19 protein-coding genes and 3 tRNA genes are annotated in these 20120 nt (G+C 60.7%); 12 read left to right on the forward strand and 10 right to left on the reverse strand.

Annotated features, from left to right (window positions below; all coding sequences use genetic code 11):
* Positions 1 to 33 precede the first annotated feature (33 nt).
* A complete protein-coding gene (gene ssuD, locus ACOI7D_RS12430; RefSeq protein WP_023290851.1) occupies positions 34 to 1206 on the reverse strand; it encodes an FMNH2-dependent alkanesulfonate monooxygenase in 1173 nt (390 codons plus the stop codon).
* A gap of 77 nt (positions 1207 to 1283) precedes the next feature.
* Positions 1284 to 1400 carry a hypothetical protein gene (locus ACOI7D_RS12435; protein WP_032428970.1) on the reverse strand — a complete coding sequence of 39 codons (117 nt, stop codon included), beginning with the start codon at positions 1398 to 1400 and terminating at the stop codon, positions 1284 to 1286.
* A gap of 77 nt (positions 1401 to 1477) precedes the next feature.
* On the opposite strand from ACOI7D_RS12435, the gene ACOI7D_RS12440 reads away from it, so the two are divergent.
* Positions 1478 to 3421 (forward strand): sigma-54-dependent Fis family transcriptional regulator, encoded by a 1944-nt coding sequence (locus ACOI7D_RS12440; protein ID WP_109546993.1) that lies wholly within the window; start codon positions 1478 to 1480, stop codon positions 3419 to 3421.
* 96 nt (positions 3422 to 3517) lie between these two features.
* The gene (gene xni / locus ACOI7D_RS12445) at positions 3518 to 4273 is read left to right on the forward strand and encodes a flap endonuclease Xni (protein WP_044524555.1); all 756 of its coding nucleotides are present in this window, start codon (positions 3518 to 3520) and stop codon (positions 4271 to 4273) included.
* Between the two features lie 58 nt (positions 4274 to 4331).
* Here the strand turns inward: xni and fucO are convergent, their stop codons facing one another.
* A complete protein-coding gene (gene fucO / locus ACOI7D_RS12450) occupies positions 4332 to 5480 on the reverse strand; it encodes a lactaldehyde reductase (protein WP_044524556.1) in 1149 nt (382 codons plus the stop codon).
* Between the two features lie 27 nt (positions 5481 to 5507).
* Entirely contained in the window at positions 5508 to 6155 is a 648-nt protein-coding gene (gene fucA, locus ACOI7D_RS12455) for an L-fuculose-phosphate aldolase (protein ID WP_109546992.1), read from the reverse strand.
* Between the two features lie 566 nt (positions 6156 to 6721).
* Between fucA and fucP the strand changes: the two genes are divergently transcribed.
* The 5 genes from fucP to fucR all read left to right on the forward strand — a co-directional run bounded on the left by fucP (position 6722) and on the right by fucR (position 12558).
* Complete coding sequence (gene fucP / locus ACOI7D_RS12460) at positions 6722 to 8032, forward strand: L-fucose:H+ symporter permease (protein ID WP_085551559.1); 1311 nt, start codon at positions 6722 to 6724, stop codon at positions 8030 to 8032.
* A gap of 32 nt (positions 8033 to 8064) precedes the next feature.
* Positions 8065 to 9840: an L-fucose isomerase gene (fucI, locus tag ACOI7D_RS12465; protein WP_023290857.1), complete on the forward strand. Its 1776-nt coding sequence runs from the start codon at positions 8065 to 8067 to the stop codon at positions 9838 to 9840.
* A gap of 106 nt (positions 9841 to 9946) precedes the next feature.
* A complete protein-coding gene (gene fucK / locus ACOI7D_RS12470) occupies positions 9947 to 11365 on the forward strand; it encodes an L-fuculokinase (RefSeq protein ID WP_109546991.1) in 1419 nt (472 codons plus the stop codon).
* A gap of 1 nt (position 11366) precedes the next feature.
* Positions 11367 to 11789: an L-fucose mutarotase gene (gene fucU / locus ACOI7D_RS12475; RefSeq protein ID WP_023290859.1), complete on the forward strand. Its 423-nt coding sequence runs from the start codon at positions 11367 to 11369 to the stop codon at positions 11787 to 11789.
* A 58-nt stretch (positions 11790 to 11847) separates the two neighbouring features.
* Positions 11848 to 12558, forward strand: a complete 711-nt coding sequence (gene fucR / locus ACOI7D_RS12480) for an L-fucose operon activator (RefSeq protein WP_023290860.1) — start codon at positions 11848 to 11850, stop codon at positions 12556 to 12558.
* Positions 12559 to 12612: 54 nt separating this feature from the next.
* On the opposite strand, the gene rlmM is transcribed toward fucR, so the two are convergent.
* The 4 genes from rlmM to ACOI7D_RS12500 all read right to left on the reverse strand — a co-directional run bounded on the left by rlmM (position 12613) and on the right by ACOI7D_RS12500 (position 15614).
* The gene (gene rlmM, locus ACOI7D_RS12485; RefSeq protein ID WP_023290861.1) at positions 12613 to 13713 is read right to left on the reverse strand and encodes a 23S rRNA (cytidine(2498)-2'-O)-methyltransferase RlmM; all 1101 of its coding nucleotides are present in this window, start codon (positions 13711 to 13713) and stop codon (positions 12613 to 12615) included.
* Positions 13706 to 14101 (reverse strand): DUF423 domain-containing protein, encoded by a 396-nt coding sequence (locus ACOI7D_RS12490; RefSeq protein WP_002915543.1) that lies wholly within the window; start codon positions 14099 to 14101, stop codon positions 13706 to 13708. The genes rlmM and ACOI7D_RS12490 overlap by 8 nt, the downstream gene beginning before the upstream one ends.
* A 19-nt stretch (positions 14102 to 14120) precedes the next feature.
* A complete protein-coding gene (gcvA, locus tag ACOI7D_RS12495; protein ID WP_002915545.1) occupies positions 14121 to 15038 on the reverse strand; it encodes a glycine cleavage system transcriptional regulator GcvA in 918 nt (305 codons plus the stop codon).
* 351 nt (positions 15039 to 15389) lie between these two features.
* Positions 15390 to 15614: a YgdI/YgdR family lipoprotein gene (locus ACOI7D_RS12500; RefSeq protein WP_002915549.1), complete on the reverse strand. Its 225-nt coding sequence runs from the start codon at positions 15612 to 15614 to the stop codon at positions 15390 to 15392.
* Between the two features lie 197 nt (positions 15615 to 15811).
* Here ACOI7D_RS12500 and csdA point away from each other — a divergent pair, with 197 nt between their 5' ends.
* Together csdA and csdE are read left to right on the forward strand one after the other, a co-directional pair.
* Positions 15812 to 17017, forward strand: a complete 1206-nt coding sequence (gene csdA / locus ACOI7D_RS12505) for a cysteine desulfurase CsdA (RefSeq protein ID WP_109546990.1) — start codon at positions 15812 to 15814, stop codon at positions 17015 to 17017.
* A complete protein-coding gene (csdE, locus tag ACOI7D_RS12510) occupies positions 17017 to 17454 on the forward strand; it encodes a cysteine desulfurase sulfur acceptor subunit CsdE (RefSeq protein WP_023290863.1) in 438 nt (145 codons plus the stop codon). Before csdA ends, csdE begins: the two co-directional genes overlap by 1 nt.
* Positions 17455 to 17585: 131 nt before the next feature.
* Here the strand turns inward: csdE and tcdA are convergent, their stop codons facing one another.
* The gene (gene tcdA, locus ACOI7D_RS12515) at positions 17586 to 18395 is read right to left on the reverse strand and encodes a tRNA cyclic N6-threonylcarbamoyladenosine(37) synthase TcdA (RefSeq protein WP_109546989.1); all 810 of its coding nucleotides are present in this window, start codon (positions 18393 to 18395) and stop codon (positions 17586 to 17588) included.
* Between the two features lie 100 nt (positions 18396 to 18495).
* Positions 18496 to 19593, reverse strand: a complete 1098-nt coding sequence (gene mltA, locus ACOI7D_RS12520) for a murein transglycosylase A (RefSeq protein ID WP_008806279.1) — start codon at positions 19591 to 19593, stop codon at positions 18496 to 18498.
* Between the two features lie 210 nt (positions 19594 to 19803).
* Here mltA and ACOI7D_RS12525 point away from each other — a divergent pair.
* The 3 genes from ACOI7D_RS12525 to ACOI7D_RS12535 all read left to right on the forward strand — a co-directional run bounded on the left by ACOI7D_RS12525 (position 19804) and on the right by ACOI7D_RS12535 (position 20099).
* Positions 19804 to 19880: transfer RNA gene (locus ACOI7D_RS12525), tRNA-Met, on the forward strand.
* 33 nt (positions 19881 to 19913) lie between these two features.
* Positions 19914 to 19990 (forward strand) — tRNA-Met (locus ACOI7D_RS12530).
* Positions 19991 to 20022: 32 nt separating this feature from the next.
* Positions 20023 to 20099, forward strand: a tRNA-Met gene (locus ACOI7D_RS12535).
* Positions 20100 to 20120 lie beyond the last annotated feature (21 nt).

Consider the following 20120-nt stretch of genomic DNA (forward strand, 5'->3'; position numbering starts at 1 on the left):
CGGTATGCTGTCTCATGGTCGCGCTCCGGGCCATCAGCTGGCGCTGACCTGGCGCACCGGGCGCTTATCGCCGCCGATGGTTTCGCCAAAGGGACCGGTGTTCACGCTGCGCGCCTTCGACGAGGCCGCGTTTTCCAGCGGCAGCAGAGGCATCACCAGCTCAGCAAAGCGGTGCGCCTCTTCCAGATGCGGATAGCCGGAAAAGATAAAGTTGCTGATGCCGAGCGCCTGATATTCGCGGATACGTTCCGCCACCTGCTGCGGATTACCCACCAGCGCGGTTCCGGCGCCGCCGCGCACCAGCCCGACGCCGGCCCACAGATTAGGGGCAATACGCAGATTATCGCGCGATCCCTGATGCAGAGCGCTCATCCGCGCCTGGCCGGCCGAGTCCATGCGGGCGAAGATCTTTTGCGCCTGGGCGATGGTGTCGTCGTCAAGATGGGCGATCAGCCGGTCGGCGGCGGCCCATGCCTCTTCTTCCGTTTCGCGCACGATGACGTGCAGACGAATGCCGTACTCGAGGGTGCGTCCGCGGGCCGCGGCGCGCTCGCGCACCACCGCCAGCTTCTCCGCCACCAGTTCCGGCGGTTCGCCCCACGTCAGATAACTGTCGATCTGTTCGGCCGCCACATCGATAGCTGCCTCAGAAGAGCCGCCGAAGTACAGCGGCGGGCCATTCTCCTGAACCGGCGGAAACAGCACCTCCGCCCCCTCGACATGAATATGCTCCCCGTGATAGTCCACTTTCTCCCCGCGCAGCAGGCGGGAGTAAACATCGAGAAATTCGCGAGTCACCTGGTAGCGTTCGCTGTGGCTGAGAAAAATGCCATCGCCTTTGTTTTCCACCGGGTCGCCGCCGGTGACGACGTTGATCAGCAGCCGCCCTTCCGATAAACGGTCGAGGGTGGCTGCCATCCGCGCCGCCAAAGTGGGCGGCTGCAGACCCGGTCTGACCGCCACCAGGTAGCGCAGACGGCGGGTCAACGGCGCCAGCGCCGAGGCCACCAGCCACGAATCCTCACAGCTTTTACCGGTGGGGATCAGCACGCCGTAATAGCCCAGGCTGTCGGCCGCCAGCGCCACCTGCTGCAGATAAGGTAAATCAACCGGACGTCCGCCCTCGGTAGTGCCCAGATAGCGGCCATCGCCATGGGTAGGTAAGAACCAGAAGACATTGATCTTGTCGGGAGCTTGCTGCGTCATTATCTATTTCCTATATAACCATATCCGATATTTATCGAAGAGATGTTTTAATTTGGTTATATGAGTGTTAGCGATAATCATGCCAAGGGTGAATAAAAAATTAATTCTTTAAAATCAATGGACTGAAAAAGACTTCGCCGCGCCGCGCTGTTGCAAATCCCGCAGCCGCCGCGCATCCGCTGGCGCATTTGCAACAGCTGCCGACCTTCCCCCTCTGGTTTCTGCCGCCGCCGCAGGATAAGTTCAGCAGGTCAACGACCGGAGGCCCGCCATGCTGAACCCAGAATCCCCTTCCACCGCGCCCGCGCTGATCGACCCGGCGTCGAAGGCTTTCCAGAGCCTGCTGGACAAGCTCGCGCCGACGGAGGCTACCGTGCTGATCGTGGGCGAAACCGGCACCGGCAAAGAGGTGGTAGCGCGCTATCTCCATCACCACAGCCCCCGCCGCCAGCAGCCGTTTCTGGCCGTTAACTGCGGCGCGCTGACCGAGAGTCTTGCCGAAGCCGAACTGTTCGGCCATGAGAAAGGCGCCTTCACCGGCGCGCAGCAGGGACAGCCCGGCTGGTTTGAAGCTGCGGAAGGGGGGACGCTGCTGCTGGACGAGATCGGCGAATTAAGCCTGCCGCTGCAGGTCAAGCTGTTGCGGGTGCTGCAGGAGCGCGAAATTACCCGCGTCGGCTCACGCAAAGCGATTAAAGTGAATGTTCGGGTGATTGCCGCCACCCACGTCGACCTGGCCCTGGCGATCCGCGAGCGCCGCTTTCGCGAGGATCTCTACTATCGGCTGAATATCGCGGTGGTGCCGCTGCCGCCGCTGCGCCAGCGTCGGCAGGATATCCCGCTGCTGGCGCACCACTTTTTATCGCTCTATGCCCGCCGGCTCGGCCGGCCAACCCTGCGTCTGGCGCCTGAGTCGCTGGCCCGGCTGATGGACTATGCGTGGCCGGGCAATATTCGCGAGCTGGAAAACACCCTGCACAACGCGGTGCTGCTCAGTAAAGAGGAGGAGATTAGCCCCGCCCAGCTGCGCCTGGCGACGCTCAACGACGCCCCGTCGCCGGCGAGCGATCATGAACTGGACGATTTTATTCGCCACCAGCTGGCGCTTCCCGGCGAGCCGCTGTGGCAGCGGGTGACCAGCGCCCTGATCCGCCACGCCATGGCGCATTGCGACGATAACCAGAGCCACGCGGCCGCGCTGTTGGGGATCAGTCGGCATACCTTGCGCACCCAGCTCGCTAACCTCGGGCTCATCAAAAGCCGTCGCCGTCCCCCTGCGCCGCCGCGGGCGTTCGCCAGCGCGGCCGGGGCCGATCGCGAACTGCGTATTGGCTACCAGCGCTTCGGCAGCCTCGGGATCCTGAAAGCCCGCCAGAGTCTGGAGACTGCCTTCGCCAGCCTCGGCGTCAACGTGCTATGGAGCGAGTTTCCCGCCGGACCGCAGCTCCTTCACGCCCTCGCCTGCAACGAGATCGACTTTGGCACCACCGGGGAAGCGCCGCCGGTGTTTGCCCAGGCCAACAACAGCGAACTGATGTACGTGGCGTGGGAGCCGCCGGCGCCGCGCAGCGTGGCGATGGTCGTCCCGCAGGAGAGCGACATCCGCCAGCTCAGCGATCTGCGCGGAAAACGCATCGCGCTCAATAAAGGGTCGAATGTCCACTGGCTGCTGCTGCAGATCCTCGAGGACGCCGGGCTGGGGCTGAACGACGTGCGGGTAGTCTATACCCCGCCGAAATACCCGCTGACCGCCAGCGACTACCTGGCGGTTGACGCCTGGATGATGTGGGACCCGCTGCTCAGCGATGCCGAACACACCGGCGAGCTGCGGGTGGTCGCCAGCGGCGAAGGACGGGTCAACAACCATCAGTTTTATCTTTCGCGACGGGACTACCTCGCTCAGCATGGCGATATCATGCGCCGTCTACTGACGGAGCTGGCCCACACCGGGCAGTTTATCGACTCGCATCGTGGCGAAGCGGCCCGCTTACTCTCAGCTGAGCTGGGGATTGACGCCCGGTCGCTACGCATCGCCCTCGCCCGCCGCAGCCATCGCCCGCGGCCGATGGATCTGTCGGTGATCCGCGCCCAGCAGACCATCGCCGATCGCTTTTATGCCCTCGGACTTATCGCCAAACCGGTCCCGGTGCGGGAGGCGGTGTGGTACGGCGAACCCGCGCCCGGCGTCATCAACCCGCTGATGGCGGTCAGTTAGCGAAATTTGCGCGTTATCTTCCTGATTGTTCAGGCGCAGATAGCCTCGATCCGATGGCGATGTTACCCTAAAGGCGCTGAGAATAAGGGGGTATCTGTGGCTGTTCATCTGTTAATCGTCGACGCGTTAAATCTGATCCGCCGTATCCACGCGGTACAGGGCTCGCCCTGCGTCGATACCTGCCTGCATGCGCTGGAGCAGCTGATCGTCCATAGTCAGCCCACCCACGCGGTGGCGGTGTTTGATGATGAGGATCGCGCCCACGGCTGGCGCCACCAGCGCCTGCCGGAGTACAAAGCCGGCCGCGCGCCGATGCCGGAGACCCTGGTCGCCGAGATGCCGGCGCTGCGGGCCGCCTTCGAGCAGCGGGGGATCCGCTGCTGGGCCTCGCCGGGCAGCGAAGCGGACGACCTCGCCGCCACCCTGGCGGTGAAGGTGGCCCAGGCGGGCCATCAGGCCACCATTGTCTCCACTGACAAAGGCTATTGCCAGCTGCTGTCGCCCACCATCCGCATCCGCGACTACTTTCAGAAGCGCTGGCTGGACGCCCCCTTCATCGCCAGCGAGTTCGGCGTCACCCCGGAGCAGCTGGCGGATTACTGGGGGCTGGCGGGGATCAGCAGCTCGAAGGTGCCGGGCGTAGCGGGCATTGGCCCCAAAAGCGCCGCCCAGCTGCTGAACGAGTTCCAGGACCTGGAGGGGCTGTATGCCCGCCTGGCCGAGGTCCCGGAAAAGTGGCGCAAAAAGCTGGCAACGCATCAGGACATGGCCTTCACCTGCCGGGAAGTCGCCCGCCTGCAGACCGACCTACAGCTGGACGGCAATCTGCAGCAGCTGCGGCTGACGCGCTGACCCTACCCGAGCGCGGCGCCGGCGCGGCGGCACCGCCTGCTTCGGCCGGGCCGGCCCCTCACCAGGCCGCCTGATATAACCCGACGATATCGGCCAGGCTCGCCTCGCGCGGGTTGCCGCCGGTACACACATCCGCCAGCGCCGCCTGGGCCAGCGCCGGAATATCCTCTTTCCTGACGCCCACCTCGCGCAGATGGCCGGGAATACCGACATCACGGTTGAGCTGGCAGACCGCCTCCACCGCCGCCAGGCGCGCGGCGCTCAGGCTTAACGCTTCCACCCTGACGCCCATCGCCCTGGCGATATCGCGATATTTTTCCCCGGTCGCCTCAGCATTAAAGCGCATCACGTGCGGCAGCAGGATGGCATTCGCCACACCGTGCGGCGTGTTGTAGAAAGCGCCGAGCGGATGCGCCATGCCGTGCACCAGGCCAAGCCCGACGTTGGAAAATCCCATCCCCGCCACATACTGGCCGAGCGCCATGGCTTCCCCCGCTCCGGCGTCTCCGGCAACCGAGCCGCGCAGCGCGCCGGCGATGATCTCGATGGCTTTGAGGTGCAGCGCATCAGTCAAAGCCCAGGCGCCGCGGGTGAGGTACCCTTCGATAGCGTGCGTCAGGGCGTCGACGCCGGTCGCCGCCTTCAGCGCCGGCGGCATGGCGTCCATCATATCGGCATCGATAAAGGCCACCTGCGGAATATCGTGCGGGTCGACGCAGACAAACTTACGCCGCTGTTCTTCATCGGTGATGACATAGTTAATCGTCACCTCCGCCGCGGTACCCGCGGTGGTCGGCACCGCGAAGATCGGCACGCTGGGCTGACGGGTGGGCGACAGCCCCTCCAGGCTGCGGACATCGGCGAACGCCGGGTTACGCTGAATAATACCGATCGCCTTACAGGTATCCTGCGGCGAACCGCCGCCGATGGCGATCAGGTAATCCGCCCCGCTGCGCTGAAAGGCCTGCAGCCCCTGCTGGACCACGGCGATGGTGGGATTGGGGATCACGTCGCTGAACATGTCCCATGCCAGCCCGGCGGCGTCCAGTTTGTCAGTGACTTTTGCCGCTACGCCGCACTGCGCGAGGGTGCTGTCGGTCACGATCAATGCCTTGCGATAACCGCGCCGCAGCACTTCATCGGTTAATGCGTTTATCGCCCCCCGGCCAAACCACGCCGTTTCGTTGAGGATCATTCGGTTTGCCATCGCGTCTCTCCTGTTAGCGTTGCGGCATCACTCTTCAATGCGTAATCCGTAGGTTTTGAACTTCTCCAGCACGATGGCGATCGCCTCGTCATCCAGCACCGGTACCGGGTCGGTAATCGCCAGCGTGCTGAGATAGAGCTGGGCCAGGACTTCCACTTCATGCGCCAGCCAGAGCGCTTTCTCCAGGCTGGCCTCGCAGGCGATCAGGCCATGATGCTGCAGCAGCGTGGCTTTGCGGTGCTTCAGCGCCACCGCGACATGCTCAGACAGTTCGCGGGTGCCGAAAGTGGCATAGGGCGCGCAGGGGATCGAATTCCCGCCCGCCGCGGCGATCATATAGTGGATGGCCGGAATGGGCCGGTTGAGGATCGACACCGCCGTACAATGCACAGCGTGATTGTGGACCACCGCCTGGGCATCGTGCCGCGTCTGGTAGGCCGCCTGATGGAAACGCCATTCGCTGGAGGGCAGTTTTCCCTGCTCATGCTGGCCATCGGCATCAATAAAGACGATCTTCTCTTCCGTCAGTTTTTCATACGGGATGCCGGTGGGCGTGATCAGCATCCCCCCCTGATAGCGCACGCTGACATTGCCGGCGGTCCCCTGATTTAACCCCAGGCGGGTCATTTCCAGGCAGGTATCGATAATCTGCCGGGCCAGTCTGTTTCTTTCCATTGCTTTCCTCTTTTGGCGACTCATCATCCGTCAACGGCAGGGCAACGCAATTATTGTCGGCTACCGTGGGATAGGTTGAATAATGATCTCCATCTTCAGCCTGAATAATCACAGGGGAATTTTCATCGCCATATTTTGTGAACCACGTCAATTATTCCGCCCCAAAAAAAGAGATCAGACTGGTTAATCGACCATTTAAAATGCCCGTTCTTAAAAATATTCCATCAAGCGGGCATTTTATTTTCCTGTAACATTTGCCCGTTTTCCACGATATATATTCAATCGGTCATTGGCGTTGTGGTTTTGTGAATTTATTTTCTCAAACGGTCAGCGATTTTGAAAAATTAAAGTGACAATTATCACATAAAATGGCCCACACAGCGTTAAGTGTGACCCTCATCATATTAACAGGCGGTTTTTATTTGAAAATGAAGCCATGAGTTCCGCCGTGACTTTCATTTCACTCACCGGCGCGTCACCTGAGCTCACTTAATTTTGCGGTCTGCTGCAGCACCAGACTGCGCCCTGAATGCTGTTGTAACTGCTTCTGAACTGATGAGGACGCTATGGGAAACACAACGATACCAACGCAAAGTTACCGCGCCATGGAGAGCGGGCAGAGTAAGAGCTATATTATTCCTTTTGCTCTGCTGTGCTCCCTCTTTTTTCTGTGGGCCGTGGCCAATAATCTTAATGATATTTTATTACCGCAATTTCAACAGGCCTTTACGCTGACTAACTTTCAGGCCGGATTAATCCAGTCGGCTTTTTATTTTGGCTATTTTGTTATTCCCATCCCCGCCGGGATGCTGATGAAAAAATTCAGCTATAAAGCAGGCATTCTTACTGGTCTGTTTTTATATGCCTGCGGCGCCGCGCTGTTCTGGCCTGCCGCCGAAGTGATGAATTACACCCTATTTCTGATTGGATTATTTATTATCGCCGCCGGGCTTGGCTGTCTGGAAACCGCGGCCAACCCGTTTGTCACCGTTCTCGGTCCGGAAAGCGGCGGTCACTTCCGTCTTAATCTGGCCCAGACCTTTAACTCATTTGGCGCCATTATCGCCGTGGTATTTGGCCAGAGCCTTATTTTGTCCAACGTCCCGCATCAGCCGCAGGAGGTGCTGGATAGCATGACCCCAGAACAGCTCGGCGCCTGGAAGCACAGCCTGGTTCTGTCGGTACAAACCCCCTATATGATTATCGTGGCCATCGTGCTGCTGGTCGCCCTGCTGATCGTCTGCACCCGCTTCCCGTCGCTGCAAAGCGATGACCACGGCGACAGCGCGCAGAGCACTTTTCTCGCCTCGCTGTCGCGCCTGATGCGCATCCGCCACTGGCGCTGGGCGGTTCTGGCCCAGTTCTGCTATGTCGGCGCGCAGACCGCCTGCTGGAGCTATCTGATTCGCTACGCTGTCGAAGAGATCCCGGGCATGACGGCCGGTTTCGCCGCCAACTACCTCACCGGCACCATGGTCTGTTTCTTCATTGGCCGTTTCACCGGCACCTGGCTTATCCGCCGCTTCGCGCCGCATAACGTACTGGCTGTCTATGCGCTTATCGCCATGCTGCTCTGTTTGCTCTCCGCCTTCAGCGGCGGCCACGTCGGCCTGCTGGCCCTTACCCTGTGCAGCGCCTTTATGTCCATTCAGTACCCGACCATCTTCTCGTTGGGGATTAAGCAGCTGGGCCAGGACACCAAATATGGCTCGTCCTTTATCGTCATGACCATCATCGGCGGCGGGATCGTCACCCCGGTGATGGGCTTTGTCAGCGATGCCGCCGGCAATATCCCGACCGCTGAGCTGGTCCCGGCGCTGTGCTTCGCCATCATCTTTATTTTTGCCCGTTTCCGCTCGCAAGCGGCGACGAACTAAACCTGTTATCCGCATAACCTGAGGGATCTGTAATGAAAAAAATCAGCTTACCGAAGATCGGTATCCGCCCGGTAATCGATGGTCGTCGCATGGGGGTCCGCGAATCGCTGGAAGCGCAAACCATGAACATGGCGAAAGCCACCGCCGCGCTTATCAGCGAGAAGCTGCGCCATGCCTGCGGCGCCCGGGTGGAGTGCGTGATCGCCGATACCTGCATCGCCGGCATGGCCGAGTCGGCCGCCTGTGAAGAGAAATTCAGCAGCCAGAACGTTGGCGTCACCATCACCGTCACCCCCTGCTGGTGCTACGGCAGTGAAACCATCGACATGGATCCGCTGCGCCCGAAGGCCATCTGGGGCTTTAACGGCACCGAACGTCCGGGGGCGGTCTATCTGGCCGCCGCGCTGGCGGCCCACAGCCAGAAAGGGATCCCGGCGTTCTCCATCTACGGGCATGACGTGCAGGATGCCGATGACACCTCCATCCCGGCGGACGTCGAAGAAAAACTGTTGCGCTTTGCTCGCGCCGGCCTGGCCGTCGCCAGTATGAAGGGGAAAAGCTATCTGTCGCTGGGCGGCGTCTCAATGGGCATCGCCGGCTCCATCGTCGACCACAACTTCTTTGAATCCTGGCTCGGGATGAAGGTTCAGGCAGTCGACATGACGGAGCTGCGCCGGCGAATCGATCAGAAAATCTATGATGAAACCGAGCTGGAGATGGCGCTGGCGTGGGCGGATAAACATTTCCGCTACGGCGAAGATCAGAACGCCGAGCAGTATAAGCGCAATGAAACGCAGAGCCGCGCGGTGCTGAAAGAGAGCCTGCTGATGGCGATGTGCATCCGCGATATGATGCAGGGCAACGCGAAGCTCGCGGAAAAAGGGCTGGTGGAGGAGTCGCTGGGCTACAACGCCATCGCCGCCGGCTTCCAGGGCCAGCGCCACTGGACCGATCAATACCCCAATGGCGATACCGCCGAAGCGCTGCTCAACAGCTCTTTTGACTGGAACGGCGTGCGCGAGCCGTTCGTCGTCGCCACCGAAAACGACAGCCTCAACGGCGTGGCAATGCTGATGGGCCACCAGCTCACCGGCACCGCCCAGGTGTTTGCCGACGTGCGCACCTACTGGTCGCCGGACGCCGTTGAGCGCGTCACCGGGCAGCCGCTCACCGGCCGGGCGGAGCACGGCATTATTCACCTGATTAACTCCGGCTCCGCGGCGCTGGACGGCTCCTGCCAGCAGCGCGACGCGCAGGGCAACCCGACGATGAAACCTCACTGGGAGATTGAACAGAACGAGGCGGATGCCTGCCTCGCGGCCACCGAATGGTGCCCGGCGATCCATGAATACTTCCGCGGCGGCGGCTTCTCTTCCCGCTTCCTGACCGAAGGCGGCGTGCCGTTCACCATGACCCGGGTGAACATCATCAAAGGTCTGGGACCGGTGCTGCAAATTGCCGAAGGCTGGAGCGTGGCGCTGCCCAAAGCGATGCACGACCAGCTCGACGCCCGCACCAACTCCACCTGGCCCACCACCTGGTTTGCCCCGCGCCTCACCGGCAAGGGCCCGTTCAGCGATGTGTACTCGGTCATGGCCAACTGGGGCGCCAACCACGGCGTGCTGACCATCGGCCATGTCGGCGCGGATTTCATTACCCTCGCCGCCATGCTGCGCATTCCGGTCTGCATGCACAACGTGGAAGCGGCGAAAATCTACCGCCCCTCCGCCTGGGCCGCGCACGGCATGGACATCGAAGGCCAGGACTATCGCGCCTGCCAGAACTACGGGCCGCTGTATAAGCGTTAACTGGTGGGTTTAGCCGGTGGCGCAGGCTTACCGGGCCTACAGACGCGCGCTGTTTGTAGGCCGGATAAGCGCCGCGCCATTCGGCAATGTTGTTTCGGGAGTCACTATGAAGCAAGACGTTATCCTGGTCCTCGACTGCGGCGCCACCAACGTGCGGGCGATGGCCGTTGACCGACAGGGGAACATTGTCGCCCGCGCCGCCACGGCAAACGCCAGCGACATCGCCGCCGAGCGCAGCGACTGGCACCAGTGGTCGCTGGAGGCCATTATGCAGCGCTTTGCCGATTGCTGTCGGCAGATCCACGACCCGCTGGCCTCCTGCACGGTACGCGGCATCGCCGTCACGACCTTTGGCGTCGATGGCGCGCTGGTGGATGAGCAGGGTGCGCTGCTGTATCCGATCATCAGCTGGAAATGCCCGCGCACCGCGGCGGTGATGGACACCATCAGCCGGTATATGCCCGCGCGCCAGCTGCAGCAAATCGCCGGCGTCGGCGCCTTTGCGTTCAACACCCTGTATAAGCTGATCTGGCTGAAAGAGAACCACCCGCAGCTGCTGGCGCAGGCCCATGCCTGGCTGTTCATTTCGTCGCTGATCAACCATCGGCTGACCGGGGAGTTCACCACCGACCTCACCATGGCGGGCACCAGCCAGATGCTCGATCTCCGGCAGCGCGATTTCAGCGCGCCGATCCTGCAGGCGACCGGCCTGCCGCGCCGCCTGTTCCCACGGCTGGTTGAAGCGGGCCAGCCGATCGGCGGCCTGCTGCCGAAGGCCGCTGCGCTGTTGGGCCTTCCCGTCGGGATCCCGGTTATCTCGGCCGGGCACGACACCCAGTTCGCCCTGTTTGGCGCCGGCGCCGGGCAGGATGAGCCGGTGCTCTCCTCCGGGACCTGGGAGATCCTGATGGTGCGCAGCGCGCAGGTCGACACCTCGCTGCTCGGCGACTACAGCGGCTCCACCTGCGAACTGGACAGCCAGCCGGGGCGCTATAACCCGGGGATGCAGTGGCTGGCCTCCGGCGTGCTCGAATGGGTGCGTAAGCTGCTGTGGAGCGCCGACACGCCGTGGCAAACTCTGATTGACGAAGCCCAGGCGATCCCGCCCGGCGCCGAGGGCGTCAGGATGCAGTGCGACCTGCTCGCCAGCCAGCACGCCGGCTGGCAGGGCGTCACGCTCAACACCACCCGCGGCCATTTTTACCGTGCCGCGCTGGAGGGGTTAAGCGACCAGCTGGCGCAGCATCTGCAAACCCTGGAAAACATCGGCCGCTTCCGGGCGAAAGAGCTGCTGCTGGTCGGCGGCGGCAGCCGCAACGCGCTGTGGAACCAGATCAAGGCCGACCGGCTGGGAATACCGATCAAAGTGCTCGACGATGCCGAAACCACGGTGGCCGGCGCGGCGATGTTTGGCTGGTATGGCGTGGGCGAGTTCTCTTCGCCGGAGCAGGCCAGAGCGCAGGTCGCGTACCGCTACCGCTATTTTTGGCCGCAAACTGAACCTGAATTCACAGAGGAAGCCTGAGATGCTCAAAACCATTTCCCCGCTGATATCGCCGGAACTGCTGAAAGTGCTGGCCGAAATGGGCCATGGGGATGAAATTATTTTTTCCGATGCCCACTTCCCGGCGCACAGCATGGGTCCGCAGGTGATCCGCGCCGATGGCCTGCGGGTCAGCGACCTGCTGCAGGCGATTATCCCGCTGTTCGAGTTAGACAGCTACGCGCCGCCGCTGGTGATGATGGCCGCCGTCGAAGGCGATGCCCTCGACCCGACGGTGGAACAGCGCTATCGGCAGGCGCTATCGGCGCAGGCCCCCTGCCCGGACATCGTGCGGATTGACCGCTTTGCCTTCTACGAGCGGGCGCAAAAAGCCTTTGCGATCGTTATCACAGGAGAGTGCGCTAAGTACGGAAATATCCTTTTAAAAAAAGGAGTCACGCCGTAATCTCATGCCGGAGCGTCTGCCTGATGCAGACGCTCAATCAATGATGGGGTGAGAATAAATGAAAGCGGCCCGCCAGCAGGCGATCGTCGATCTCCTGATCAACCACAGCAGCCTGACCACCGAAACGTTGTCAAAACAGCTCAACGTCAGCAGGGAAACCATTCGCCGCGATCTCAGCGAGCTGCAGGCGCAGGGCAAAGTGCTGCGCAACCACGGCCGGGCCAAAGTGATCCACCAGCGCAGCCAGGACAGCGGCGACCCTTTCCACATGCGCCTGAAAAGCCATTACGCGCATAAAGCCGACATCGCCCGCGAAGCGCTGGCCTGGATTGACGAAGGCATGGTCATCGCCCTCGATGCCAGCTCCACCTGCTGGTACCTCGCCCGCCAGCTGCCGGACCGCCCGCTGCACGTTTTTACCAACAGCCAGCCCATCTGCCAGGAGCTGGCCAAACGCGATCAGATCGCCCTCACCTGCTCCGGCGGCACCCTGCAGCGGAAATATGGCTGCTACGTTAACCCGGCGCTGATTTCCCAGCTGAAATCGCTGGAGATCGATCTGTTTATTTTTTCCTGCGAAGGCATCGACCCGCAGGGCGCGCTGTGGGACTCCAATGCGTTCAATGCCGACTTCAAATCGATCCTGCTTAAGCGGGCGGCGCAGTCGCTGCTGCTGATCGATAAAAGTAAGTTCAACCGTTCCGGCGAGGCGAGAATTGGTCATCTGGATGACGTGACGCATATTGTGTCGGATGCGCCGCAGCCTTAAGCATGCGGCGAAGGCCGGAGGACAAGCACACGTCTCCGGCCTGAGGGTGAGAGATTAACGCTCGTCGCGACGTCCGCCGACGGCGGCCCACAGGCGACGCACGTGAACGGTCACCTCTTCACGATCGTGGTACAGCTGACGCGCCTGGATCTGGGCGTTAATCCCGTGCTCGTCCAGCTGGGCCTGAATGTAGGCCAGGTTCTGCGACACCTCTTCGTAGCGCTTTTTCATCGGCAGCTTGAGGTTGAAGATGGTCTCCCGGCACCAGCCGTTGACCAGCCACTGCGCCATCAGCGCCGCCACTTTCGCCGGCTTCTCCACCATATCGCAGACCATCCACGAGATGTTGTTGCGGTTCGGACGATAGCGGAAACCGTCTTCGCGCAGCCAGGTCACCTGGCCGGTATCCATCAGGCTCTGGGCCATCGGACCGTTATCGACCGAAGAGACCCACATGTTGCGCTTCACCAGCTGATAGGTCCAGCCGCCCGGGCAGGCGCCAAGGTCGACGGCATACATGCCGTTCGCCAGGCGCTCGTCCCACTCGTCTGCCGGAATAAAGACGTGGAACGCCTCTTCCAGCTTGAGGGTGGAGCGGCTCGGGGCGTCGGACGGAAACTTCAGCCGCGGAATGCCCATATAGAACGGCGAGTTGTTGTTGCTGTACGAGTAGCCGGTATAGCAGCAGCCCGGGGCGATAAAGAACACATGCACCACCGGACGCTTCGGCGTTTCATAGCGGGTCAGGACGCCGGCTTCGCGCAGCGCCGCGCGCAGCGGCACGGTAAACTTGCGGCAGAACTTCATCAGCTCTTTGCTTTCGTTAGTGTCCGCCACCTCGACGCGCAGATCGCCGCCCTTCTCCACCACGCCCTGCAGCATGCCGACGATCGGCGTGATGCGATCCTCCGGCGGCAGGTCGCGCAGCAGTTCGCCGACCACAAACATCTGGCGGGCGAAGATCAACGAGCTGAACGGCAGATCGCGCACCAGCTTCTCGCCATCATCCTGCTGATAGCCTTCAAAAATCACATAACCAGAGTCTTCTTTGACCCGGGCAAAACCAAACACCTCAAGGCGGGCTGCCTTATCGGTAATTTCTGCTGCGCACTCTTTCTCAAACCCAGGGCGACAATAGAGGACAACCTTATTCATGAACAACGCCCTTACGTTTCAGACGAATTGCACCAATTAACATTAAAACCCAGCCGGCGAGGAAGCTCACGCCGCCCACCGGGGTCACGAACGCCCACAGGCGTAAATGAGAGAGCGCCAGGCAGTAGAGGCTGCCGCTGAACAGCACGGTCCCTAACGCCAGAAACACGCTGCTCCAGTAGAACCAGATACTGATCCGACGCTGCATCGCCACCGCCAGACCAAAAATCGCCAGGGTATGGAAGGCCTGATACTCCAGGCCGGTATGGATCCAGGCCATCTCCGCCGCGCCGAGCGATTGACTTAAGACATGCGCGCCGAAGGCACCCAGAGCCACAAAGATAAAGCCGCTAATCGCGGCGAATATCAGCATAAAACGGCTGGTCATGTTGTTACCCTACAAGTAATTATTGTTCATAACGAAAGCGGAATTTTTCTTGTTCACTTGCCGCTTTCGCCAGAATCCACTGCCGGAAAGCGGCTATTTTACCCAGTTCTGCCTGACTGTCATGGCAAACAAGGTAAAACGCATTCTTACTGACCAGAACATCATTAAACGGACACACCAGGCGACCGGCCTCAATTTCGGACTGCGCCATGACGTTGTTGGCTAGCGCCACGCCCTGCCCATGAATGGCCGCCTGCAGCACCATCGCGCTGTGGCTGAAAATCGGCCCCTGCTGCACATTAATATGGCTTAGACCCAGCTGGCGGGTATAAGTTTGCCAGTCGCGGCGGGACGCATCGTGAAGCAGCGTATGTTGCGCCAGATCGGCAGGCGTTTTCAATGCCTTGTCGCCGGTGAGCAGCAGCGGGGAACAGACCGGCAGCAGATACTCGGCGTACAGTTTTTCCACACGCAGGCCCGGCCAGTTGCCGCGACCGTAAAAAATCGCCACGTCGACATCGTCCGCCAGCTTATCCTCCTGACGGTCCACCGCCTGGATCCTGACGTCGATTCCCGGATAAGCTGAGTTAAAGCTTGTGAGTCTCGGCACCAGCCACTGGATGGCGAAACTTGGCAATAAACTGACCGTTAAGGCCCCTTTGGCGCTGCGCGCCTGCAGTTTACGCGTCGCTTCCGTCAGTTGCGAAAAAATCTCTTTAATATCCTGAAAATAGCTTTGCCCTTCTTCCGTTAACAGCAGCGAACGATTGCGCCGACGGAACAGCTTAAGGCCCAGAAAATCCTCGAGAGACTTGATTTGGTGGCTGACTGCGGCCTGCGTCACAAAAAGCTCATCGGCTGCCCGAGTGAAGCTGAGATGGCGTGCGGCTGCATCAAAAACACGTAATGCATTCAGAGGAGGTAATCGCTTCGACATGGTTATTCTGGCTTAGATGTTAACTCAATTTAACAAATAGGAAACAACGGTTAACCTATTAGTTTTTTTTATCTGAGCCATTATAAATTGTCCGTTGAGGTTCTACCAGCAAATACCTATAGTGGCGGCACTTCCTGAGCCGGAACGAGAAGCTTTTTTTGGAATGCGTGTTCCATCAAGCTTTTGGCTTACGGTTGTGATGTTGTGTTGTTGTGTTTGCAATTGGTCTGTCTTTGCAGACCCTGGTAGCCAGGCTACCCCTTTTCACTTCCTGTACATTTACCCTGTCTGTCCATAGTGATTTAATGTAGCACCGCAACGCGCGGTGCTTTTTTTTGCCTTTTTACTGCCTTACTCGTCCAGCTCACCCAGCTGTTTCACGTCAGAGCGATTGATCTGCTGTTTGTTGCCCCACGCGTCCTTATACGAGATCATGCCAGTATCATTATCGGTTTGCGGTTTCCCGTCGGTGACGATGGTCCGCCCATCATTGGTATGCATCACATAGTTAGAGGAACAGGCGCTCAGGCCCAGAGTCAGCATACAGGCAGAGATAATCGCAGCGGCCTTAGTCATTTTCATTTTTCTCTCCTTACGGCTATTTATACTATTCGTGACTCGTTAAGTAATAGGTTAAAACACAAACCCAACACTTTTCAGCATAACCCTCTTTGACCCATGTGGAGTCACATTCGGACAATTCCACAGGACGCAGAGGCCTTGTCACGCCCGGCAAATTGCGCGACGATCGCGGTATTGATACGAGGAATTCCATGAACGCATTCAACCCTGCGCACTTTCGCGCGCAGTTTCCGGCTCTGGCCGACGCCGGCGTCTATCTCGACAGCGCGGCGACGGCGCTCAAACCGCTGGCGGTGATCGACGCCAGCGACCAGTTTTATCGCCTGAGCGCCGGCAACGTCCACCGCAGTCAATTCGCCGCCGCCCAGCGGCTGACCGAGCGCTATGAGGCGTCCCGCGAGCGCGTGGCGGCGTGGCTGAACGCCCCCTCCGGCAAAGATATCGTCTGGACGCGGGGGACCACGGAGGCCATCAATATGGTGGCGCAGAGCTACGTCCGGCCGCGCCTGCAGCCTGGCGATGAAATTATCGTCAGCGAAGCCGAGCATCATGCCAACCTCGTGCCCTGGCTGATGGTGGCCGGGCAGACCGGCGCCAGAGTGGTCAAGCTGCCGCTTGGCGCCGACCGGCTGCCGGATATCGCCAGCCTCGGCGCGCTCATCACCCCGCGCAGCCGGGTGCTGGCGATTGGCCAGATGTCCAACGTCACCGGCGGTTGTCCGGATTTGGCGCAGGCGATTCGCCTGGCCCACGATGCCGGGATGGTGGTAATGGTCGACGGCGCGCAGGGGGCGGTGCATTTCCCGGCGGACGTTCAGACGCTGGATATCGACTTTTATGCTTTTTCGGGCCATAAGCTCTACGGGCCGACCGGCATCGGCGCGCTGTATGGCAAAAGCGAACGGCTGGCGGCGATGTCGCCCTGGCTCGGCGGCGGGAAGATGATCGCCGAGGTCAGCTTTGACGGCTTTACGCCGCAGCCGGCGCCCTATGGCCTTGAGGCCGGTACGCCCAATGTCGCCGGGGTGATCGGCCTGAGCGCCGCGCTGGAGTGGCTGGCGCAGAGCGATATCGGCCAGGCGGAAAACTGGAGCCGCAGTCTGGCGAGCCTGGCGGAAGAGGCGCTGGCGAAACGGCCGGGCTTCCGCTCTTTCCGCTGCCAGCAATCAAGCCTGCTCGCCTTTGAGTTCGACGGTATTCATCACAGCGATCTGGTGACGCTGCTGGCGGAGTCCGGCATTGCCCTGCGCGCCGGGCAACACTGCGCCCAGCCGCTGCTGGCGGCCTTAGGGGTCAGCGGCACGCTGCGGGCCTCTTTCGCCCCCTACAATACCCAAGACGATGTTGCGGCGCTGGTCCACGCGGTGGATCGCGCTCTGGAAATTCTGGTGGATTAATGACAACTCTGCATCCCTTCGGCACGACCATTACCGACGCCACGCTGCGCCAGACCTTTGCCCCGCTGAACCAGTGGGAGGATAAATATCGGCAGCTGATTTTATTGGGCAAAAAGCTGCCGACGCTGACCGATGAGCGCAAAGCGCAGGCCCGGGAGATTGCCGGGTGTGAAAACCGCGTCTGGCTGGGCTATGAGGAGGATGCCGAAGGCAGGCTGCACTTCTTTGGCGACAGCGAAGGACGGATTGTGCGCGGTCTTTTGGCCGTACTCTTAACCGCCGTGGAAGGAAAAACCCGCGCCGGGATCCTGGCCGAGGATCCGCTGGCGCTGTTCGACGAGCTGGGGCTGCGCGGCCAGCTGAGCGCCTCGCGCAGCCAGGGGCTCAGCGCCCTGAGCGAAGCGGTGCTCGCCGCCGCCCGCGAGGTTGAGGTTTAAGCTCATCCCGGGGGCGGCGCTTGACGCGCCTTGCCCGGGCTACGGGTTCGCGCGGTTTTGTCGCCCGGACAGGTGCCTCCGGAGAATTGTCTTGTAGCCCGGGTAAGGCGCCTGCGCCGCGACCCGGGAATTTACGCCGTCTGCCGCTCCGCCTTCGCCAGCATTTTCCTCAGCGCATGGGATACCGCGACAAAGCCAAAGGTCGCGGTCACCATCGTCGCCGCGCCAAACCCGGATGCGCAGTCCATCCGCTTCGGCCCTTCCGCCGTGCTCTTCATCGCGCAGACGCTGCCGTCCGCCTGCGGGTAGACCAGCGCTTCGGTAGAGAAGACGCAGTCCACGCCGAGCTTGCCTTTGCTGTTCTTCACCACCCCAAACTGGCTTTTCAGCCGCTCGCGCAGTTTGGCCGCCAGCGGATCCTGGATGGTTTTCGCCAGATCGGCGACCTGGATTTGCGTCGGATCGATTTGTCCGCCCGCGCCGCCGGTGGTGACCAGCGGCACCTTATGGCGACGACAGTAAGCGATTAACGCCGCTTTCGGCCGGACGCTATCGATGGCGTCGATGACGTAGCTGAAGCCGGCGTCCAGGTATTCCGCCACGTTTTCCGGGGTCACGAAATCATCCACTACCGTCACCCGACACTCCGGGTTGATCAGGCGAATACGCTCCGCCATCACTTCGGCTTTCGCCAGCCCGACGTTGCCGCTGAGGGCGTGGATCTGGCGGTTGGTATTGGTGACGCAGACATCGTCCATATCGATAAGGGTGATTGCCCCGATGCCGGTTCGCGCCAGCGCTTCCGCCGCCCACGAGCCGACCCCGCCGATGCCGACCACGCAGACGTGGGCGTCGGCAAAACATTGCAGCGCTTTTTCACCATATAAACGTGCCGTACCGCCAAAACGCTGGCGCCAGGCATCGCTGATTACAACAGACATAGAACCTCAGAATTAGTGGACATTCCCGGGTCGCGCTGCGCTTACCCGGGCTACCGTAGCCCCGGTAAGCGCAGCGCGACCGGGGAAAAGAACGTGAGTACTAGCCGCTAAAGACGTTGCCCGCGCCCGGGGCGTTTTTCAGCACCCATACGCGGCCATAGTGGTTATACCAGCCGGCACGGTGGCCTGCGTCAGGCCCAATGCCCTGATAAATGTCGAAATGCTGGCCTTTGATGGCCCCGCCGACATCGAGGGCGACCATCAGTCGCAGTTCGTATTGGCCGTTAAACTTGCCGTTATTATCCAGCAGAGGCACCTCGGCCAGCAAGGTGGTTCCCGGCGGAATAATCGACCGGTCGGAGGCCACCGAGGCGCGGCCAATCAGCGGCACGGCGCTGGCCCCTTTCACCGGCGCGAAAGACTGCGGTTTAAAGAACACGAACGACGGGTTCTGCTCCAGCAGCTCACGCACTTCCGCTTCGCTGTGCTTTTCACCCCACTCGCGGATCGCCTGCATCGACATATCTTCTTTCTTCACTTCCCCGCGGTCGATCAGCACTTTGCCGATGCTGCGATAGGGCCAGCCGTTTTTCCCGGCATAGCTAAAGAAGTTGAGCGGCGAACCATCGCCAAAGTCGATATAACCGCTGCCCTGCACGTCCATGATGAAGTTATCCATCAGCGAGTTGCTGTACGCCAGCACATAGTTATCGCTCAGCGCGCCGGCATAAATGCTGGCGCGGGACGGCAGCTTGCCGCGCTTCGGCGGCATCCGGTAAATGGGGTACTGGAATTCGCCCTGGCGGGTGTGGCGCGCCTGCACCACCGGCGTGTAGTAGCCGGTAAACTGGACGTTGCCATAGTTGTCGGTACCCTGCATCTGCCAGGCGTCGATGCCAAACTGGCGCAGCGTACGGGTGTCGCCGCCGGCGCGCAGCCACTCCTGCAGCGCGTTATAGACGTTGCTTTGGCTGTTATAGAGGCGCGGCGAAGCGTTACGAATTTGATTAACCTGCTCGGAGAAGTCGCCGGCATTGATCGGCGCCCCGACGGCATCCGGCTGGTTTACCAGTGAAAACGGCTGGGTGAACTTGCCATCGCTATATTGCTGACCGCGGTCGGTCGGTTTTGAGGAACAGGCGGCGAGCATGGCCAGCATTGCCCCCGTCGCTACATATTTTGCCCAACGTCCTTTCATGGTGTCTCATCTTTTGCTGCGAAGCCTTAGTGCGTGTTGAAGATAACAAAGCGCCGGGGCTATTGAAATGCGCGATCTCATCGATGGCACAGATTTGTGTAAAAAAACACCACAACATGGCGTTTTATAAGCTAATTCTTACAAAAATGTCGATTTGGTCGAAAAAAGGTTGCATCATCTCGCTAGCGGAGTATAGTGCGCTTCCACGGACGCGGGGTGGAGCAGCCTGGTAGCTCGTCGGGCTCATAACCCGAAGGTCGTCAGTTCAAATCTGGCCCCCGCAACCAATTAAAATTTGATGAAGTAAAGCAGTACGGTGACGCGGGGTGGAGCAGCCTGGTAGCTCGTCGGGCTCATAACCCGAAGGTCGTCGGTTCAAATCCGGCCCCCGCAACCAATCAAATTTGACAATGTGAAGCAGTACGGTGACGCGGGGTGGAGCAGCCTGGTAGCTCGTCGGGCTCATAACCCGAAGGTCGTCGGTTCAAATCCGGCCCCCGCAACCAACATTACAAACACCCTCCAGG

Origin of the sequence: Klebsiella sp. C360, assembly GCF_048822415.1 — a bacterium.
GTDB lineage: Bacteria > Pseudomonadota > Gammaproteobacteria > Enterobacterales > Enterobacteriaceae > Klebsiella > Klebsiella quasipneumoniae.

What these genes read in the sequence shown, in the direction of transcription:
- ACOI7D_RS12490 (WP_002915543.1), bottom strand. Translation starts at nt 14,101, where the DNA reads ATGACCAGCCGTTTTATGCTGATATTCGCCGCGATTAGCGGCTTTATC.
- gcvA (WP_002915545.1), bottom strand. Translation starts at nt 15,038, where the DNA reads ATGTCGAAGCGATTACCTCCTCTGAATGCATTACGTGTTTTTGATGCA.
- ssuD (WP_023290851.1), bottom strand. Translation starts at nt 1,206, where the DNA reads ATGACGCAGCAAGCTCCCGACAAGATCAATGTCTTCTGGTTCTTACCT.
- ACOI7D_RS12500 (WP_002915549.1), bottom strand. Translation starts at nt 15,614, where the DNA reads ATGACTAAGGCCGCTGCGATTATCTCTGCCTGTATGCTGACTCTGGGC.
- fucP (WP_085551559.1), top strand. Translation starts at nt 6,722, where the DNA reads ATGGGAAACACAACGATACCAACGCAAAGTTACCGCGCCATGGAGAGC.
- csdA (WP_109546990.1), top strand. Translation starts at nt 15,812, where the DNA reads ATGAACGCATTCAACCCTGCGCACTTTCGCGCGCAGTTTCCGGCTCTG.
- fucI (WP_023290857.1), top strand. Translation starts at nt 8,065, where the DNA reads ATGAAAAAAATCAGCTTACCGAAGATCGGTATCCGCCCGGTAATCGAT.
- rlmM (WP_023290861.1), bottom strand. Translation starts at nt 13,713, where the DNA reads ATGAATAAGGTTGTCCTCTATTGTCGCCCTGGGTTTGAGAAAGAGTGC.
- fucR (WP_023290860.1), top strand. Translation starts at nt 11,848, where the DNA reads ATGAAAGCGGCCCGCCAGCAGGCGATCGTCGATCTCCTGATCAACCAC.
- fucU (WP_023290859.1), top strand. Translation starts at nt 11,367, where the DNA reads ATGCTCAAAACCATTTCCCCGCTGATATCGCCGGAACTGCTGAAAGTG.
- fucO (WP_044524556.1), bottom strand. Translation starts at nt 5,480, where the DNA reads ATGGCAAACCGAATGATCCTCAACGAAACGGCGTGGTTTGGCCGGGGG.
- mltA (WP_008806279.1), bottom strand. Translation starts at nt 19,593, where the DNA reads ATGAAAGGACGTTGGGCAAAATATGTAGCGACGGGGGCAATGCTGGCC.
- tcdA (WP_109546989.1), bottom strand. Translation starts at nt 18,395, where the DNA reads ATGTCTGTTGTAATCAGCGATGCCTGGCGCCAGCGTTTTGGCGGTACG.
- fucA (WP_109546992.1), bottom strand. Translation starts at nt 6,155, where the DNA reads ATGGAAAGAAACAGACTGGCCCGGCAGATTATCGATACCTGCCTGGAA.
- fucK (WP_109546991.1), top strand. Translation starts at nt 9,947, where the DNA reads ATGAAGCAAGACGTTATCCTGGTCCTCGACTGCGGCGCCACCAACGTG.
- csdE (WP_023290863.1), top strand. Translation starts at nt 17,017, where the DNA reads ATGACAACTCTGCATCCCTTCGGCACGACCATTACCGACGCCACGCTG.
- ACOI7D_RS12440 (WP_109546993.1), top strand. Translation starts at nt 1,478, where the DNA reads ATGCTGAACCCAGAATCCCCTTCCACCGCGCCCGCGCTGATCGACCCG.